Annotated in this window: 16 protein-coding genes and 1 pseudogene; 5 read left to right on the top strand and 12 right to left on the bottom strand. The window is 44.2% G+C overall.

Annotated elements, in window-relative coordinates; genetic code table 11:
- Positions 1 to 139 precede the first annotated feature (139 nt).
- On the top strand, positions 140 to 1,267 hold the full coding sequence (locus GN277_RS18475) for an ROK family transcriptional regulator (protein WP_159752497.1): 1,128 nt from the start codon (positions 140 to 142) through the stop codon (positions 1,265 to 1,267).
- A gap of 91 nt (positions 1,268 to 1,358) precedes the next feature.
- On the opposite strand, the gene glgD is transcribed toward GN277_RS18475, so the two are convergent.
- Positions 1,359 to 2,474 carry a glucose-1-phosphate adenylyltransferase subunit GlgD gene (gene glgD, locus GN277_RS18470; protein WP_159752495.1) on the bottom strand — a complete coding sequence of 372 codons (1,116 nt, stop codon included), beginning with the start codon at positions 2,472 to 2,474 and terminating at the stop codon, positions 1,359 to 1,361.
- Position 2,475: 1 nt separating this feature from the next.
- Positions 2,476 to 3,615 carry a glucose-1-phosphate adenylyltransferase gene (locus GN277_RS18465; RefSeq protein ID WP_159752493.1) on the bottom strand — a complete coding sequence of 380 codons (1,140 nt, stop codon included), beginning with the start codon at positions 3,613 to 3,615 and terminating at the stop codon, positions 2,476 to 2,478.
- Between the two features lie 403 nt (positions 3,616 to 4,018).
- Between GN277_RS18465 and GN277_RS18460 the strand changes: the two genes are divergently transcribed.
- Positions 4,019 to 4,519 (top strand): CarD family transcriptional regulator, encoded by a 501-nt coding sequence (locus GN277_RS18460; RefSeq protein WP_159752491.1) that lies wholly within the window; start codon positions 4,019 to 4,021, stop codon positions 4,517 to 4,519.
- 122 nt (positions 4,520 to 4,641) lie between these two features.
- On the opposite strand, the gene GN277_RS18455 is transcribed toward GN277_RS18460, so the two are convergent.
- From GN277_RS18455 to GN277_RS18440, 4 genes are read right to left on the bottom strand one after another with little or no spacing between them, the layout of a single operon-like run.
- Positions 4,642 to 6,831: an alpha-galactosidase gene (locus GN277_RS18455; protein ID WP_159752489.1), complete on the bottom strand. Its 2,190-nt coding sequence runs from the start codon at positions 6,829 to 6,831 to the stop codon at positions 4,642 to 4,644.
- A gap of 33 nt (positions 6,832 to 6,864) precedes the next feature.
- Positions 6,865 to 7,713: a carbohydrate ABC transporter permease gene (locus GN277_RS18450; protein ID WP_159752487.1), complete on the bottom strand. Its 849-nt coding sequence runs from the start codon at positions 7,711 to 7,713 to the stop codon at positions 6,865 to 6,867.
- Complete coding sequence (locus GN277_RS18445; RefSeq protein WP_159752485.1) at positions 7,713 to 8,564, bottom strand: carbohydrate ABC transporter permease; 852 nt, start codon at positions 8,562 to 8,564, stop codon at positions 7,713 to 7,715. Before GN277_RS18445 ends, GN277_RS18450 begins: the two co-directional genes overlap by 1 nt.
- On the bottom strand, positions 8,564 to 9,850 hold the full coding sequence (locus GN277_RS18440; RefSeq protein WP_159752483.1) for an ABC transporter substrate-binding protein: 1,287 nt from the start codon (positions 9,848 to 9,850) through the stop codon (positions 8,564 to 8,566). The genes GN277_RS18445 and GN277_RS18440 overlap by 1 nt, the downstream gene beginning before the upstream one ends.
- A gap of 282 nt (positions 9,851 to 10,132) precedes the next feature.
- On the opposite strand from GN277_RS18440, the gene GN277_RS18435 reads away from it, so the two are divergent.
- The 3 genes from GN277_RS18435 (at position 10,133) to GN277_RS18425 (ending at position 13,710) form a co-directional block, all read left to right on the top strand.
- Positions 10,133 to 10,987, top strand: a complete 855-nt coding sequence (locus tag GN277_RS18435; protein WP_159756920.1) for an AraC family transcriptional regulator — start codon at positions 10,133 to 10,135, stop codon at positions 10,985 to 10,987.
- Positions 10,988 to 11,114: 127 nt separating this feature from the next.
- A complete protein-coding gene (locus GN277_RS18430; protein WP_159752481.1) occupies positions 11,115 to 11,930 on the top strand; it encodes an AraC family transcriptional regulator in 816 nt (271 codons plus the stop codon).
- Positions 11,931 to 12,075: 145 nt separating this feature from the next.
- Complete coding sequence (locus GN277_RS18425) at positions 12,076 to 13,710, top strand: class I adenylate-forming enzyme family protein (RefSeq protein WP_159752479.1); 1,635 nt, start codon at positions 12,076 to 12,078, stop codon at positions 13,708 to 13,710.
- A gap of 117 nt (positions 13,711 to 13,827) precedes the next feature.
- Here GN277_RS18425 and GN277_RS18420 read toward each other — a convergent pair.
- The 6 genes and pseudogenes from GN277_RS18420 to GN277_RS18395 all read right to left on the bottom strand — a co-directional run.
- Positions 13,828 to 14,625: pseudogene (locus tag GN277_RS18420) on the bottom strand (ABC transporter substrate-binding protein); the annotation flags it as partial.
- A gap of 25 nt (positions 14,626 to 14,650) precedes the next feature.
- Positions 14,651 to 16,042, bottom strand: a complete 1,392-nt coding sequence (locus tag GN277_RS18415) for a recombinase family protein (protein ID WP_159752477.1) — start codon at positions 16,040 to 16,042, stop codon at positions 14,651 to 14,653.
- Between the two features lie 181 nt (positions 16,043 to 16,223).
- Entirely contained in the window at positions 16,224 to 16,766 is a 543-nt protein-coding gene (locus GN277_RS18410; protein ID WP_159752475.1) for a Uma2 family endonuclease, read from the bottom strand.
- A gap of 70 nt (positions 16,767 to 16,836) precedes the next feature.
- Positions 16,837 to 17,868, bottom strand: coding sequence for a hypothetical protein (locus GN277_RS18405; protein WP_159752473.1), 1,032 nt, complete (start codon positions 17,866 to 17,868; stop codon positions 16,837 to 16,839).
- A gap of 401 nt (positions 17,869 to 18,269) precedes the next feature.
- Positions 18,270 to 18,413: a type II toxin-antitoxin system HicB family antitoxin gene (locus GN277_RS18400; RefSeq protein WP_322101261.1), complete on the bottom strand. Its 144-nt coding sequence runs from the start codon at positions 18,411 to 18,413 to the stop codon at positions 18,270 to 18,272.
- Between the two features lie 46 nt (positions 18,414 to 18,459).
- A complete protein-coding gene (locus GN277_RS18395) occupies positions 18,460 to 19,317 on the bottom strand; it encodes a hypothetical protein (RefSeq protein WP_159752471.1) in 858 nt (285 codons plus the stop codon).
- Positions 19,318 to 19,322 lie beyond the last annotated feature (5 nt).

The following is a 19,322-nucleotide window of genomic DNA, read 5'->3' as shown; positions in this document are numbered from 1 at the left end:
CAGGCCGGATTCTATGTGGAATCTGGTCTGTTTTTTGTTGACAGTATGTTAAGAAAAAGGTATGATGCTATTATAGAAAGTGATTTTGTAAAATATATAAAAGATATAAGGAGAAAGAGACCTGACAGGCTCGATGGGTATGGATCATAGCGGACAGAATTTGTTTGATACAAAAAGAGTGAACAGAGCAAGAATATATAATTTGATACGGGAAAAGGGGAACGTGTCCAGAAAGGAATTGGCGTATACCCTTCAGTTAAGCCTTCCTACCGTGAATCAGAATTTATCAGAGCTTATGGAGGACGGTTATATAAGGGAATCCGGCTTGGTGGGGAAGACGGTTGGCAGACGTGCCACCGTGTATTCGATTTGCGAAGATGTAAGGGTTGCTATTGGCATTGATATCACGAAAAACCACATAATCATTGTATGTGTCAATCTAAACGGCGAGGCTATATACAGGAAAAAAGTTCGACGTCTTTTTGAGCGTAGCAGCCAATATTCTAAGTATTTGTCAGAATTAGTGGATGAGACTGTGGAATGTTTAAAGCTTAAGGAGGAACAGGTTGCAGGAGTGGGAATCGCGGTGCCGGGGTTGATTACCTTAGAGGGAGATAAGATCTTCTACGGAAAGAGCCTGAATTTTACTGGTATGACCTGTAAGGAATTGGCAGGCTTTATTCCATATGAGGCTGAGCTTTACAATGACGCTGATGCGGCGGGGTACGCGGAGGCTCATATTGGGAATGTGATACCGGATTCTTTTTACGTCAGCCTGAATAACAGTGTAGGCGGCGCGATTTTAATCAATGGGCAGGTATACAGGGGGGAGAGGGCCAAAAGCGGAGAGATTGGACATATGACCCTTGAGCCGGAGGGTGAGCCTTGTTTTTGTGGGCAGAAGGGATGTCTGGATGTGTATTGTAACGCCACCGTCCTGTCAGAGCATACGGACGGTGATTTAGGCGCTTTTTTTGAGAGCTTGAACAGGGGAGATCAGGAATGTATGGATATATGGGAGAATTATTTAAGATATCTTGCCCTTGGCATTAATAATATACGGATGCTGTTTGATTGTAAGATTATATTGGGGGGATATGTGGGCGCCTATCTTGAGCCCTATCTTGAGGAATTAAAAAAGCGTGTGATTGAGAAGAATCCTTTTGAGAAGGAGAGTGATTATCTGAAAATCTGTAAGGTAAAGGGTGAGGCGTCGGCAATGGGGGCTGCGCTGCCGTTTGTACAGAAGGTGATTGATCAGATATAGAGAAAAGAAGCATGTGTTACAGTGTGCCCTTGGGCATACTTTTCTAAAAGGCTGCCGCGTGAGTTGATATGCGGCAGCCTTTTATTCTCATTTACAATGTATCTTCACGTCTGATGTATCCTGGAGTCGCAGGATCAGCGATAATCTCTTTAGCGTGGATAATCTTCGCGTGCTTGTCAACCACCTGACAGTCAATCATAACGTCATTCCCCACAAGGGCGCCCGGTAACACGACGCTGTTCTTCACTACTGCGCCTTTCTTGATGATACAGCCGCGTCCGATTACGGAATTCTCGACGGTTCCTTCAATCAGACAGCCGTTGGATACCACGGAACTCTTGACGTCTGCGGTATCAAAGTACTGTGTTGGGCAGGAATCATTGGTCCTGGTGTATACCGGCCATTCGTCGTCGAACAGACCTGTTGCCCTCTTAGTATCAATCAGCTCAATATTGGCATTGTAGAAGCTGTTAAGATCCGTGATGGATGCAAAATATCCTCTGTGGGAGATACCCCGTACATCCAACTCCTCACAGGCATTGTTGACGATATCTGCCAGTGTGTACATGGAGGATAAGGATTTCGCCTTCTTAATCAGGTCAAGGAATAAATCCTTCTTCATGATATATGTATCCATGAAAATGTTCCTATTCTTGGCATTGCCTCGGTTGGGCTCTAATGACAAGACACCCTTCTGGCGGTTCAGGTTCAAAGCGTTACAGTTCAGGAAGGACTCCCTTGCATTGTCTACACTGTGGTACAGAAGCGTAATATCTGCCTCTGATTCGATATGGTTCGCAAGCAGGGTTTTGAAATCTGCGGAGTAAACCATATAGCTGGGTGCAATTACAACATAAGGCTGATGAGAACGCTCGATGCATTCTACATTTGCAGAAAATGCAGCAATGTCCGTGTTGTAGAGGTCATTGTCACCCTTGGACTCTGAGAAGAGGATGTGCAGCCGTCCGCGCTTGGAGTTAATGTTGTAATGACGTCCAGTACCAAGATGCTCTACCAGTGAGCGAGGCTTTCTTCTAATATATACCTGGATGCGGTCAATGCCGCTGTTGCTCATATTTGAAATAGGGAAGTCAATTACACGGTATCTGCCCAGGAAAGAGAAGGCTCCAATTGGACGGTATTCTTCCATTCCCTTCACCCAGATATGATTTCCGGAAAAATTAACGATTCCTAATGCTTTACTCATATTATTCTACCCCCTTTACACGTTTTGCCACAAGTTCGATGTGTTCGCTGTTGGCGCTTCCAACGACTGCCTCTCTGCCGATCTTCACACCGTCGGCTACGAGCGCGCGCTGTACAACGGCACCGGCTTCAACCTTGGCGCCAGGCATCAGAACACTGTCGATTACCCGTGCTCCTTCTCCAACCTCCACTCCTGTGAAAAGAACGGAATTCTTAACCTCGCCTTCGATGATACAGCCCTGGGTGATAAAAGCACGCTTAATGCTGGCTTCAGGTCCTACATAGTGAGGCAGGGTAGTAACGTCCTCTGTATAAATCTTCCATGTGGGGTCGTTTAGGTCAAGCTCATTGTTCGTGTCCAGAAGGTCCATGTTAGCTTCCCACAGAGAATCAATGGTTCCTACGTCTTTCCAGTAGCCTTTGAACTTGTATGCATACAGAGTCTTGTGGTCAGCCAGAAGCTGGGGAATAATATCCTTACCGAAATCGTGGTTAGAATCCGGATTCTTCATGTCAGCAACCAGAAGCTTGCGCAGAGGCTTCCAGGTAAAGATATAGATACCCATTGAAGCGAGATTGCTCTTTGGATGCTCAGGCTTCTCCTCAAATTCAAGGATATGGCCTTCCTCGTCTGTATTCATAATACCGAAACGGCTTGCCTCCTTAAACGGCACCTCGATTACGGCGATGGTAGCGTCAGCATTGTTGGCCTTGTGCTCAGCAAGCATCTTGGCGTAATTCATTTTGTAGATGTGGTCGCCGGAAAGGACGAGCAGGTATTCCGGAGAGTAGGTATCAATAAAGTCAATGTTCTGTGAAATCGCATCTGCGGTTCCACGGTAAACATCCAGATTGGCGTCAGCCTTCTCACGGGGCGGAAGTACATAGACACCGCTGTCCTTGGCATCCAGACCCCAGCGGCGTCCGGCTGCAACGTAACTGTTCAATAAAACGGATTCATATTGTGTCAGTACACCGATTACATCGATGCCGCTGTTGGCACAGTTGCTTAACGGGAAATCAACAATGCGGTACTTTCCACCATATGATACAGCCGGCTTCGCTACCTTATTGGTAAGGTCATGCAGTCTGGAGCCACGTCCACCGGCCAAAATCATCGCTAACATAGTATTTTGCTTCATAGTGAGTCCTCTCTTTCCATTTGTGTTACATGATATGGATATTATACAATTTTTTTCTTATTCTTTCCATATATTTGTACAAAAAAAGAAAATTTTAATCAAAAATTGTCGGATATGCCTTTTCTTATGGATAATATTAAAGAACAACCTTACCAATATCAGATAAAAATTAGACAAATATAAGATTTTCTGAAAATAATCCTTACATTTGTAGTTTATTCGTGATATAATAAATAATAAGAAGGATTATATGTCATTGGGAATTATGTAATTTCATAGGTGTAACTCCAGACATACTGGCGTACAATCTGAAGGCAACAAGGGGGGAAGCTGCTAGGATTGTGCGCCGTTTTTTAATCTTTTCTGTTAGTATATTAATGTCAGAACAAAGAGGAGGTTGTTTATGTTCAAAATCGGTGATTATGTGGCACATTATAAGGAGGGTGTCTGTGAGGTAAAGGATATTGGGCGGCTTAATATGAGCTGTTCGGACAAGCAGAAGGAATATTATACGCTGAAGCCGCTCTATAATGCCAAAGGAACTCTGTATACACCTGTGGAGAACGAGAAGAAGCAGATCAGGGAGTTGATCTCCTGTGAGGAAGCGAAGGAGTTAATTGGAAACATGGGAAGCATTGAGACGATTGGCGTTACGGATGAAAAGAAGCGGGAGGTATATTATAAGGAAGCGCTTCTTAAGAATCAGTGCAGAGAATGGGTTTCTCTGATCAAGACGTCTTATTTGCGCAAGATGAGCCGTATTGCATCTGGAAAGAAATCCGTCAACGTAGATGAAAAATATCTGGGCATTGCAGAGAAGTTCCTGTTCGGGGAGCTGGCAGTTGCGTTAGATATGTCAAAGGAAGAAGTACGGGGGTATTTGGCGAAGTGTCTGGAAAAGTAACAGAAGATTTTATAAGGTCGATTAAAGGAATGGGGCTGCCGTGACATATCTCACAATAGATCAGGTGTATCCTGGTGTATATTGTAAGATTTATCACAGCAGCTTTCGTATTGTCTATTCAGTTAGTGGTTTTCTACAATATGGATGCGGAAGCTTTCATATTCCTCGGTTGCTGTTGGCAGCAGCAGTCCCCCGTTCATCAGGACGTCTCCTGCATATTCCTTTCCGTCAACTGTGTAAATGCTGTCTTTTTTAAGCCCCTTTAGACGCATCCAGCGTCCTGGCCCGTTGGGATGGATTTGAAGGGCTACGATGCACAGAAGGGCCTCGCTTCCGTCTGGGGCGGCAAATTCCCATCCGTGGTATGCCTCTACTGCATCCGGATTAGTGAGCCGGTAGTAATCGCCATACTGGATTAAGTCATAGTATTCTTTGAATTCCTGAATCTGAGTTTTGACGATTTCTTTTTCTTCCTCGGACATTTTATTTACGTCCAGCTCGTATCCGAAGGTGCCTGACATGGCGACGGTCGCCCGTGTGTTAAGGGGGGCAATCCTTCTGGTCTGCTCGTTGGGGCAGTGAGAGACATGTGAGCCCATGGTGCTGACAGGATAGCCAAAGGAGGTGCCGTACTGGATACTGAGCCGTTCGATGGCGTCTGTATCGTCGCTGCACCAAATCTGGGGCGTATAATAGAGCATTCCGGCGTCGAAGCGTCCGCCGCCGCCGCTGCACCCTTCAATCAGCATGTCCGGATAACGATTAATCAGCTTCTCAAGCATGTCATAAAGGCCAAGGACATAACGGTGCATTACCTCGCCTTGCCTTTCCCTTGGAAGAACTGCGCTGTAGAGGTCAGACAGGCTGCGATTTAAGTCCCATTTTAGGTATTCGATTCTGGCAGAATCAAGGACCTGGCAGATATGGGTGAAGATGTAGTCTCTCACATCCTCCCTGGAAAAGTCAAGCAAAAGCTGCTGGCGGGAACGGGTGGGAAGCTTTCCAGGAATCTGCATTGCCCATTCAGGATGTTCTCTGTAAAGGTCGCTGTCCTCGTTAATGCCCTCAGGCTCAAACCAGATTCCAAACTGTAAGCCGAGAGCGTGAATTTGATCTGAAATCTCTTTTAAGGTACATCCCAGCTTCTTTTCGTTTACGACCCAGTCGCCCAGGCCGGATACATCCAGGTCGCGTTTGCCGAACCATCCGTCGTCCATGACAAAAAGCTCTATTCCAAGCTCTGACGCGTCTTTTGCCATCTGAATCAGCTTGTCTCCGTCAAAATCAAAATATACGCCTTCCCAGTCATTTAACAGGACTGGCCGCCTTGTTGTGGTCCATTTTCCACGGCACAGGTGGTTTCTGTATGCCCTGTGGAAGATGCGTGACAGTTTGCCAAGCCCATGGTCTGAGTATGCCATGGCAGCTTCAGGAGAGTAGAAGCGTTCCTGCGGTTTGACGCAGTAACAGAAATTGTCGGGATGGATTCCCAGGAGGAATCTTGTCTGGTCATACTGGTCAAGCTCCGCGCTTCCAATGAAGTCTCCGCTGTACAGGAAGGAAAAGCCATAGCAGCTTCCATTATCCTCTGTGGTGTCATGGTTTGACAGAATCAGGAAAGGATTGTACTGGTGGCTTGAAGTTCCCCGTGTGCTGCCTACGGATTGGATTCCGTGTCTTACAGGGGTGCGCTGGCAGTTGCGCTCCTTTACATGGCGGCCATAGAAGGTGTGAAGGTCAAAGTCGCCGTAAAGGTAATCGACACATACGCTTTGGATGTTTTCCAGGTAAATGTCTTCGTTACTGTGGTTTTCAACACAGACAGCCCGTGTGATAATGTCCAGGTCTTCCATGACGCCATAGTAGAGATGGACATAGAACATGCGGCGAATATCCTCCAGAGTGATGATCAAGGTATCTGAATTCTGTGCTTCATCATAGAGCGCTGGAAGCCCAGGTAGAGAATACTTACCCGCCCTGATTTCATGTTTCAGATAACGCAGATCACAGGCAGAGGTTCCGTCCGGATAGCGGACTTTTAAGGCGCTGGAACGATAGTCGCCGCTTCCATATGCAGGAAATTCCTGTGGAAGTGCGTCCAGAGAATAAGTCCGATCGTCTCCTGCATCGTAAGGATTGCCGGAGAACCCTCGGTCTGCGTATGCAATCCGGTAGGAGTAGTCGAAAGCAGAACCCTTCATACCAAACCAGGTATGGAGTAATACTCCATACCTGTCTGCTTTCATCTGGTACATATTATGGTCTGTCTGTAATGTAAATAATCGGTTTGTGCTGTCAAATAATATCGCCATAAGTTTGCCCCCATTGAAAAGTGTAGTTTGAAATTATTTTACCGCACCGTTTACGACACCGTTGATGATCTGCTTCTGGCATACCAGGTAGAAGATCAGGATTGGCAACAGCGCCAGCAGGTAAGAGGCAAATGCCAGGTTGTAGTTCGTACCGAACTGTGTCTGGAATGTCAACTGTGCTAAAGGCAATGTGTTGACTCCTGTACCGGACATAATAACAAGAGGTGTCATGACATCGTTCCAGGTTCCCAGGGCTGTCAGTACGGCAACCGTAGCGTGCATTGGCGTCATAATCGGGAAGATAATCTTCCAGTATGTAGACCATGTAGTAGCGCCGTCCACAAAGGCAGCCTCCTCCAGTGCGATTGGAATGTTCTTTAAGTAGCCGGAGTAAAGCATTACGTTCATCGGCATATAGAACACAAGGTAGCATATAATAACTCCGAACCAGTTGTCAATACCCATTTGCGCAGTCTGCTTTACCAGAGGCATCATCAGGATGGCGAAAGGTACGAACATACCGCTTACGATGTAAAGGTAAGACACTTTGTAGAATTTGCTCTTAGCCATACTTCTTCCGATTGCATATCCGGCAAGAGAGTGGATTAAGATGGCAAGTACTACGGTTACGACTGTAATCATAACGCTGTATCCCAGAGAGTGCCAGAAGTCTGTGACGCGCATTGCTTCTGCAAAGTTCTCAAGGCTCCAGGATTTTGGAAGGCTTAACGCTCCGGCAATGTCGTTGGTCATCTCTGACGGCTTCTTAAAAGCAATCACCAGCGCCATGTAAAGCGGGAAGATAACAGTCAGACAGCCAACAATCAAAAGGATGGTAAGCGGCCAATTAGTGGTAGCCGCAACTTTATTTTTCTGTTTCATTATAACTGTTCCTCCTTCTTTCCTGTAATAGTAAGCTGAGCTACAGAGATCGCAACGATTACGATGAAGAAGATTACTGCGTTAGCGCTCTGGAAGCCGAACTGTCCGCCGCCCATACCATTGTTGTAAATCAGGTAGGAGATGGACTCAGTACTCTGTGCAGGACCACCCTTGGTCAACGCCATGATCTGGTCGAATACCATCAGGAAGTCTTTCATACTTAATACCATGTTAATGCTGAAGAATGGGATGATCAGCGGGAAAGTCAGGGACTTAAAGCTTAACCATCCGGTAGCGCCGTCGATGGCGCCTGCCTCATATACATCCTCTGGAACGGTCTGCAGACCGGAGATATAGATGAGAGTGGTCTGTGCAATAGACTGCCATGCAGCGACGATTACGATAGCAATCCATGCGGTCTTGGTGTTGGAAAGCATACTTCCGGTTCCTGTCAGTGCAGGCAGGATGTAGGTGAAAATGTATCCGAAGATGTAACCTACAACCAGTCCGCCAAGGATTCTCGGAACAAAATACATACCCCTCAATGCGCTCTTGGCCTTAATCTTACCATTTAATCCCAATGCAAGGAGCAGAGCGATTACATTGGTCAGGACAGTTGCCAAAATTGCGAATTTGAAGGTAAAGAGATAGGATTTCCCTACACGGGCGTCCGTAAATAAATCGGCATAGTTACGCATACCTACCCAGTCGTAGCTTCCGAAGCCTTTGAAGTTCGTGAAGCTGTAGATCAGGCCCTTGATCAGTGGCAGAGTGTTGAAGCAGAAGAACAATGCCAGGATCGGAACTGTAATTAATAAAAAGGTCTGGTTTCTGCTTAATTTTTTATTCATTATTCATTCCCTCCCTTTTCCTCGTATTCCTGTACTTTGCGGATGATGTCACGGTTGTAACGTATCCAGTCTGTGTCGAACTTGTTCAGGAACTTCTCTACGTCGCCGTCTAATAAGAAGGTCTGGATCTGGGCGTCCACACTCATCTCTGCCGGATAGTAGTGATCCTGGTAGTCAACCATCTTGCCTTCATTGATGTAGTCAACCATGCCGTCAAGAGTCGGTGAAAGCTCGAATTCTGTGTCTTTACAAGGAACGGCATTCTGATCGTCTAAGTATGTCTGGATGGTAGAGTCCTCTAACATGAACTCAAGTACCTCATAGGCAGCCTCCTTGTTCTTACATTGATTTGTAACGCAGAACTGAAGGTCAACACCAGAGTTCAGGACGTTATCATCTGCGTTGTCGCATCCCGGCATAACGAAGGAATCGATATCCATATCTGGATTTACAGACTGGATCTGCGGAACAGCGTAGCTTCCGATACAGTACATTGCGGATTCACCGTTTGCAAATGCAGTACATGCGTCATTGTAGTTGTACGCAAACGGATCGTCCTGTGCATGGTCAAGAAGTTCAAGCATCTTCTCGGCAACTTCCGGGTACTCGTCGATAAACTTCGTTTCGCCTTTGTTTACCTGACGGCAGACATCTGCAGGAGCCAGGTCACAGGCAAGTGCGTTCCATGGCGCCAGACATGTCCATACGTCTTTGTAACCAAAGTATAAAGGCTGCTGTCCGGAAGCCTTTATCTCGTCGCACAGATCCATGAATTCCTGCCATGTGGTTGGAACTTCCCACTTGTTTTTCTTGAACATCTCTCTGTTATAGAGTACGCCTGCGGCATTTGCCACGTAAGGAACAGCGTATACGCCGTCCATCGGAACGAATTCCAGGTTCTTGTCGATGTCCAGGTAGGCCTGTTTGATCAGGGAAAGCCCTTCAAAATCTGAAATATCCATCAGTATCTGGGCGTCAAGGAAGTTTGAATAGTTGACGTCACCGCCGATTCCGATGATGTCCGGAGCATCCTCCTTGATCAAACGTGTTTTCAGTACAGTCATGGCATCGTTGGGGGACTCGATCTTCAACACGATATCATCATGTGTCGCATTGAATTCGGCCTCCATCTTCTCGAAAGCCTTAACAGCCTCCGGCTTGTACTGAAGCATGGTGATATGGGTTTTTCCGTCAGAGCTGCCTTCGGAGCTGCAGCCACTAGCTGAAAAAGCGGTCCCAATCAGCATTGCTGCCACAAGTGTTGTGGCAATTACTCTCTTTTTCATTCCACACCTCTCCTTTTTCCTTCATGCTTTCGTTAAGTTGCATGAATTTTTATGTATTTACTGGTAAAATGATAGCAGTTTGCTATGCAAAGGTAAATGTTTAGATGAGGCGGGATTTTATCATAATGCGAGATAATGAAGAAAATATTGAAGTATAGACGTATTATGGTATATAATATTAAAAATAAATGAATTTTCGTGATTTTTTATAAAAAAAGGGGGTGAGTTTTGAGCAATATCACGAAAATCCAGGAAACTATCAGAAAGGCGGGGAAACGCAAAATGACGAATCATTTGTTTTCTGTGTTTCAGGACGAGCGTTTTATGGACCTGACAATATACCAATATGGGTATGAGAAGTGTGAACCACTACATTCTTTTGGACCTTACGTGCGGAATAATTATCTGTTCCATTATGTAATCTCAGGAAAGGGATGTCTGCATGCCAACGACGAGAGGGGGGAGGCGGTTCCCCATAACATCGAAGCAGGGAACGGATTTCTTATCGAGCCGGGACATGTCACTACCTACTTTGCGGACAATGACCAGCCATGGGAGTATGTATGGGTGGAATTCGGCGGGCTTCGGGCCAAGGAGTGCGTAGAGCTTGCGGGGCTGTCACACAAGTCGCCTGTGTATCGTCTGGCGTCTCCAGAGTATGGGGAGACCCTTCAGGAGAGGATGCTCACCATTGTGAAAAGCCAGAACGCCTCCAATATGGAGATGATTGGGCATCTTTATTTATTTTTGGACTGCCTGATTAAGTACTCTGCGTCTAAGAAGCAGCTTCAGGGCGGGAAGCTCAGCGAGTTCTATGCAAGGGAGGCGGTGGTGTATATTGAGCATAACTATGACCAGGATATTACGGTGGAGGATATTGCAAAAAAATGTCAGTTAGACCGCAGCTATTTCGGAAAGGTATTCAAGAAGGTGGTAGGGCAGTCGCCCCAGGAGTTCTTAATCCGTTACCGGATGACCAAGGCGGCGGATGCTCTGATTATCAGCGACGATTCGGTCAGCGATATTGGGCTGTCTGTGGGTTATCCCAACCTTTTGCATTTTTCCAGGGCATTTAAGGGGGTATATGGGGTGTCGCCGCGGGAGTACAGGCAGAAGAACAAGATTATAGACAGGTAGTTTTGTAATATTATATTTCTTTTATGATAAAAAACTCTTGAAAAACGGCAGTTAATATGTTTATAATATTGCCAAATAAATGTGTTACGCAAAACCTAATAATACAAATTAAGGAGTGGGAAGCTTTATGGATTTGTCGATCTATCGATGCGGGTATGAAAAACGATGTCCGCTACAGATCAAGCAGTATGAATCTGGCGGTCATTATCTTTTTTGTTACATCATTTCAGGCAGAGGCGTTTTGCGAATAGAAAAAGAACCATCTTGCCTTCACGCGCTGTCTGAAAAGACTGGGTTTTTAATCGGACCGGAGGAGAACAGCGAAGTGTCTCCGGACGGGGAGTGGGAATATGTGTGGGTGGAATTTGGAGGGCTGAGGGCTGAAGAGTATGTGATTATGTCCGGCTTGTCCTCTGACCAGCCAGTATATTTTCCCGAAGATCCAAGAGGAGGAGATGAGCTTTTTTCCAGTATGATGGAGTTGGTAAGAAGCGAGGAGGAATGCCCCCTTCGGACGACGGGATATCTCTATCTTTTTATGGACAGCCTGATTCGGACGTCTAAGTTTCGGCGGCAGGCGACAGAAGGCCGCACCAGCGAGGAGTATGTGGAGGGTGCGGTTCGGTACATTAAACAAAACTATTTCCGGCACATATCAGTAGAAGAATTGGCAAGACAGTGCTGGCTGGATCGGAGTTATTTTGGCAAGGTTTTTAAATCAATTACAGGGCAGTCCCCTCAGAGATTTCTAATCAGCTTCCGCATGGAGAGGGCTGCGGCAGAGCTTACGGCGAGTAATGCGCCGATTGGCGATGTGGGTGCGTCTGTGGGTTATCCAAACCTGCTGCATTTTTCCAGAGCGTTTAAGGGTGTTTACGGAATGTCCCCCAGGGAATACCGGCAGCAGTATAAGAAGCAGACGCGCAGGGAAGCAATTCAATAAAAAGCAATTCAGCAATACCATTCAGTAATAAAGTTTCAATAATAGTAATTGAGTAAAGCGATTTAGGCATTGACTTTTTTTCTTGGATTATGTATCATGTACTTTAATGAGTAAAAGCATTAAAGCGCGAGAAAGGGGTTTTCCAATGCCAATTACAGATATTTTGGAGAAAAACTGCCGTCTGTACGGAGAGGATGTTTGTCTGGTGGAGATTAATCCGGAGATGCCGGAGACCAGACGTGTGACATGGAAGGAGTACGAGCTGATTGAGCCTGTGCGTGCCTCTTATTACAGGCGGGAGATTACATGGAATGTTTTTAACGAGAAATCAAACCGTTTTGCCAACCTTCTTTTGGAACGGGGGATTAAGAAGGGAGATAAGGTGGCAATCCTGCTGATGAACTGTCTGGAGTGGCTTCCCATCTATTTCGGGATTTTGAAGACAGGCGCTCTTGCGGTGCCCCTTAACTTCCGGTATTCGGCGGAGGAAATTCAGTACTGCGTGGAATTGGCAGAGGTGGACGTGCTGGTGTTCGGGCCGGAGTTTATCGGCCGTGTGGAGGAGATTGCGGACAATATCAGCAAGCACCGACTTTTGTACTATGTGGGAGATGGCTGTCCGGGGTTTGCGGAGGATTATACCATGCACTCAGCTAACTGCTCTAGCCAATCTCCAAGGATTGATATTAATGACGATGATTATGCGGCAATCTATTTCTCATCGGGTACTACGGGATTTCCCAAGGCAATCTTACATACCCATGAGGCGTTGGTGCATTCTGCCAAGGTAGAGCAGAACCACCACGGGCAGACCAAGGACGACGTATTCCTATGTATTCCGCCGTTGTACCATACAGGGGCGAAGATGCACTGGTTCGGAAGCTTTTTAACCGGCGGGAAGGCTGTGCTGTTAAAGGGTACTAATCCGGAGTTTATTTTGCGCGCTGTTTCAGAGGAGAAGTGTTCCATTGTGTGGCTTCTGGTTCCCTGGGCTCAGGATCTTCTGCTGGCTCTGGATAACGGGGATGTAAAGCTTGAGATGTACCAGCTTGAACAGTGGAGGCTCATGCATATCGGGGCTCAGCCGGTTCCGCCGAGTCTGATTAAGCACTGGAAGGAATATTTCCCTCATCATCAGTATGATACCAACTATGGCTTGAGTGAATCTATTGGGCCGGGATGCGTGCACCTTGGAGTGGAGAATATTCATAAAGTAGGCGCCATAGGTAAGGCTGGGTTTGGCTGGCAGACCAAGATTATTGATGAAGGCGGGAACCCTGTGAAGCAGGGAGAGACTGGAGAGCTTGCGGTCAAAGGCCCTGGGGTTATGGTGGAATATTTTAATGACAAGAAGGCGACAGAAGAGGTGCTCCATGACGGATGGCTTTATACGGGCGATATGGCCATGGAGGATGAGGATGGCTTTATTTTCTTGGTTGACCGTAAGAAGGACGTGATTATCAGCGGTGGTGAGAATATCTATCCTGTGCAGATTGAAGATTTCCTGCGTACCAATGAAGCGGTTCTGGATGTTGCCGTAATCGGGCTGCCGGATGAACGGCTGGGAGAGATTGCGGCGGCGATTATCTCGTTGAAGCCAGGGGTAATCTGTATGGAGGAGGATATCAGTCAGTTCTGTAAGAAGCTGCCGAGATATAAGCGCCCCAGGAAGGTGATTTTTGCAGATGTGCCGCGTAACGCGACAGGGAAGATTGAGAAGCCAAGGTTAAGAGAAATGTACGGGGCCGCCCATCTTGTGGAGGAGCAGAACCGGAGATAAGAGCGCAGCAAAAGCATTGGCGTTGTTGAATGGAAATACTATTGGGGGACTGTCGTTCGACAGTCCCCTGTTTTGGATATTACCATATTAGGTAGAATTTGCTGCTATTATGTGGGGTTATTTCGTTGCTTTTTCGGCAAATTCTGTTGTTACGAGATCTTTATATGGGGCGCGTTCGCTTAGTTCTCCGGCTTCCTCAAGGATATCCTGAAGGAGATTGAAGCTTTCTTCTTCAAAAATCAGATTTTCTTTCCAGGTATCCTGGTCGTAGTAGCGTGTGACGATGGTGGTGATGGTTTCCTGGTCTGTCTCTTTGAATTGAGGCGCGATGATGGCTGCAATCTCCTCCGGTGTATGTGACTGCACGTAGTCCATGCCTTTTTGCAGAGCGTTGGTGAAGCCTTGGATTATTTCGGGGTGGTCCTCCATGTAGCTTTTCTTTGCTGAGAAGGCGGTGTAGGGAACATAGCCGCTGTCGGTTCCCAGAGAGGCTACGACGTAGCCCTTGCCTTCTTTTTCCAGGGTTGTTGCTCCTGGCTCGAATTCAACTGTGAAGTCGCCCTGATTTTCTGCGAATGCGGCGGCTGTGGAGCCGAAGTCGATGCTCTGGTCAATGTTCACATCATTGGCTGGGTCGATGCCGTGTTGTTTTAGGATAAATTCAAATACCATTTCAGGCATTCCGCCTTTACGTCCGCCGAGAACGTTTGTTCCCCTGAGGGCGTCCCAGGTGAAATCCGGCATCTCCTCCCGTGCCACCAGGAAGTTTCCGGCGCGTTGTGTCAGTTGCGCGAAGTTCACCACATAGTCGTTGGCGCCTTCGTTATAAGTATAGATGGAAGCTTCTGAGCCCATGAAGCCAATGTCTGCGCTTCCGGAGATTACGGCGGTCATTGTTTTGTCGGCACCAAATGGAACCATATAGTTAATACAAGACATTTTACAAAAAATCTATATAATTAACCGTGCAGTCATCTTTCAGGTGTATCTCTTTGAGTGTAGACCGCCAGAAAGCACGGCGATTCTCAGGTGTCAAATTCCCGTACATAGACTTGAAATTGGTGTCTAAGATTTTTTCCAGATGGGAGTAATCGCGCTGCTCTACCGGCTGGATCGGGGACAACTCCTTCAATTCATTCTCAATCCGGTCATATTCTTTGTTATAATATTCCCAATCAATCCGATCCTTCTGAAAAAGAAGATTCAACCGTTCTAATTCACGTTGGAGTTTTTCAGGTGTTTTTGATTTTTTGATTTTTTTCTTTTTTTCTTCAATCTTTTCACAGCGCATCCGATATTTTCTATATTCGTCCTCAAGATTGTCAAGTAAATACTGTTCAATCAAGTTTTGGCTTACTCTGTGACGGTTTTTACATAATTTGTCGATTGCCGCGCGGTTGCAGCGATAGTAACAATATGTACGCTTCTCACGGGTCTTTCTGTTGATGATTGAAGAACATCCGGTACCGCATAATAATTGGCCACATTCAGGGCAGCGCATTAGGCTGGAAAACAGATAGATTCTTCCGGAAGGAGTCTGTTTAATATTTTTATGAGCAATCTGTTGAATATCTTCCCATTCCTGCTCTGTCAGGTAGGCAGGGCAGTAAGGAAATCCTCGATAAGTCCCCTTATAAAATTCGCTGCTCAGCATGGTACGAAGCATAGAATAAGAAAAATCTATTCCATATGTATTCTGCATGTATTTCACAGTTCCCGTTTTTGATTGATGTGTTTTAAAATACAAAAAGAAATCATTAACCATTGCTTCGGCTTCAGGGTCCTTGACCATACACTTCTTGCCATCCACAACATCAGCTTTATAGCCAAGAGGCATGTTGGCATTACCGAAAATAAGTTTTCCCTGACGAATCGAAGCTTCATTAACGAATCGAATACGCTCACTGGTGGTATCTACTTCATTTTGTCCAATAGAAAGGACAACATTGAGCTGGAGCCGCCCATCGCGTGTTTCCATATTGATGCCAGGCTCGGATACGGATATCCAGTTGACGCCGTATTCATCCAGAACATCCTGAACTTTGTAGAAGTCTGAAAGGTTACGGAACCATCTGTCTAACCGCCAGAATAGTATCGTATCAATTTCCCCTGCCTTTACATCTAAAAGCAGGGAATGTATCGCTTTGCGCTTTTTTAACTCCTTACGTGCCGTTTTGCCTTCATCAGCGTAAATGCCTGCCACTGTCATATTATGCTCATGGGCATAGCGTTCCAGACACTCCTGTTGTGCCTGCAGGGATTTACCGTGAACCATCTGTTCAGCCGTGCTGACACGGATATAGATTGCGCTGCGAATGACTTTCTGCGTCATGATTATCACTTCCTTTTGTTATTTTATGTAAAGATAGTATAAAAAATAACAGACAGTCTCTTGCTGTCTGTCACCGAAGATGATACAATGTGTCTGTGATAAACTATGGCTGTACATCTTTGGATACACCTCTGTGAAGCCGTTCCTGGTGAAAGGGACGGCTTTTCAGAGGCGTATTACGTTATAGTAAATCTGCGATTTTAATAGTTAAGCCATTAAATGTGTGAGAGGATATCTCATTATCAAAAGAAAACTGAGAGGAATTCCCCTCGTCGCCAAAAGTATAAACCTGTACATTTTTCATGATTGGGTTTACGATCCAGTACTCACGGACTCCGGTATTCTGATAAAGCCATAATTTTTTAAGATAATCTCTGCTCTGGGTGCTTGGAGAGACTACTTCAACCACCCAGTCCGGTGCGCCTTTACAACCTTTTTCTGTGATTTTTGACTTATCGCAAATAACGGATATATCGGGTTCAACCCATGTCTTATCATTTGCATCAAGATTTACTGCGAAAGGTGCAGGAACAACTTCACAGCTTCCCTTATTGGTATCTATATAATCCGCAATCTTACGGGCAAGAGAGAAGCTAATTTTCTGATGTATAAAGTTTGGCGGCGTCATGGCGTACAGCTTTCCGTCAATCAGTTCCGCCCGCTGGCCTTCTGGAAGGTTCCAGTAGTCTTCAGATGTATAAATGCGTTCCTGTGGCATTGACATGTTGTCACGTCCTTTCTATAACTATTCTTAAAATTTGGATAAATTCATATAAATGCGTTTATCACCAACCTTACCATTCCGGTTTATTTTGTCCCAAGCCTGTAAATGTTAGCTTTCCATCTATCATTTTGAAGTTTAAAAAGAATCCATTACTATTTTCCCAAAAACAAACGGTTGCTTTTTGAATAGTTCCGTCTTTTCCATAGTACAATTCTCCGTGTCTAGTATTCCCAGATTTTGATAGGTCGGTACAAAAAAATAACGAATAAGGATATTTTGAGGGTCTCCCAGTAAATGTTTTAGGAGTACACATTATCCGTGTATATCCGTAATTTTGGGGTTGAAAAACAATCTCATTCTCAGGGATCCTTAAATCTTGTGGTATTGATGAATATGCCTTTATACTTTCTTTTATTACCGCATTCATTTTTTTGATTTCAGCCTTGACAATGCTGATATTTTCCCCCAATATTTCCATATATGCAAATGGATGACCTTCTTCGCGTATATCTTTCTTAATCTCTGTATTGCATACAAATGGCATATTCAATTTTTGCATATCATCAGTTGTCACATTTTTAACCATGATGTGTTCTTTTTCGATTTGACTTATCTTATCTTTTGGTTTTTCATGTTTCCTTTGAACTGGATTTTTTGACTGCATGGAAGAAGCATATTTCCTTTCTCGTATTTCATGCTCTGTAAATATCATGCCTTTACTCTCTAGGTATTTTTTTGCACGCTCTGCCTCATCATCCATGCCAAGATCCATGTGCCAATATATCAACCTAATATAATCTCGTTTACTCCAAGAACATAAAGAATCACAGAACATCATTTCTGTTGCTTTCCATAAGCAAGCAGAACACAGCTCTTTTTCTTTTCTGTTATAAAATGCGCCGGCCTTCATTCGCAAGACATAATCTAATAATCCGGTTACACCATAGTTATCGTGTCCCATTTGTTTAAACTCTGGTATCGGTATTCTTGTAATATCCTCAATATTTTCCAAGTCATATAGTTTATTATCTGATACTATATATTTTGCATCATAATAGCTTTCGCTATTTGGAGGGCTTACTCTATATAACTTTCCATTCATAAAAAATGCTGTTATTTTGTTACCTATAATTTTTTCTATTTCGCTTTTAAGTTGATCTTCTAAATTGCGTTTTTAGTTAGATAATACCCACAAATATTCCACACGACAATACTCGCTATTATAATCAAGAGTCCAATACATAGGTTGAATAATAAAAAAAGCAATCCGATTGGAAAAACTACAAATGCGATAAGACGTCCAATTATAGCCAAGTCTTTCATTTATATATTCCTCTCTTTCTCTTTTGTTAGACCTTACAATGAGAGATTTATATAAACGCTGAAGTGGTTATATCTTCCCCATTTTTGATCTTCGTTGATGCTTATTTCTTGCTATTAAGCGTACATTAAGCGTCCCTTAGGTTCTGGGACTTCAAGTCCTCTTTCTAGGGTGACATCTATCTATTCCTTTATAATGACCTCAGCATTAGCAATAGCTTCTTCGATAGTTTTACCGTCTGCTATACAGCAGGGAAATTCAGGCACTTCCACGATAAAAGCGTTGTCATCATCGGACCAATAAATAATACGTTTATATTTGTACATGTAATACCTTCTAATCTAAATTCCATTGTTTTGGGAAACTATCCATTCAATTAAATATGTAAATTTCATAGATATTACCCATTAATCCACTAATGACCTCTATTTTCCCGTCGATATCTGTCACATGGATAAGATCATCTACGAATCCCGATATAACAACTTTATCACCAACTTTTAAATCTGTGTAGTTTTCTTTGTTATACATAAAAAAGATTGACCCTTCTTCGCCTTTTAAACTTGCAACGGTATCAAAATAGTTATCTTGGTGTTCGTAGGTTGCATAACTCATTAATTCTATGCCATGTTCAAATTCTTCTAAAGATAGAATCGAATCGAGTTCGCCTTGTACAATACTTGTTCCAGAAATATTTTCATAATCGGAAAGTACACTGTCAATGTTATTTTCATAGATAATATCAATATTTTGGGGCAATTCTATAGTTACATTGGTTAAACATCCATAAGAATCTACATTTTCTGAAAAAACGCCACTTACTACAATATTTTCCCCATCTTTTATAAATAAACTATCGTTCGGAGTTCCTTCACTAAAAAAGCAACTAATAGAATATTCACCGTCCGCAGAGGTTATATTAAAACCAGAGAGAGAACTTTCTTTTTTCCCTCGTAAAGTAATTGTTTCATTAAATGGTAGTCCGATTTCCTTTGAACATTTTTCATAAATAGAATAGGCTTTATCTCCAACCAGTTCTTCCTTAGTTAAATATTCAGATTCTTTTTCAAAGAGCTTGTTAGTTTTATCATATAGAGGGCCAAAATCTTCTATGTTATATTCATTGTTTTTTTCTATAGACTCTTTGGGAGTGTCAACTCCATTGTTACTGCAAGCTGTTAAATCAATAGAAAATACACACAATAGTAAAACAATTATTATTTTTCTCATAAGTA

The organism is Sporofaciens musculi (assembly GCF_009830285.1).
GTDB classification, from domain to species: domain Bacteria; phylum Bacillota; class Clostridia; order Lachnospirales; family Lachnospiraceae; genus Sporofaciens; species Sporofaciens musculi.
The sequence above is the reverse complement of the archived record's forward strand: the minus strand, read 5'-3'. Positions and strand labels throughout refer to the sequence as shown.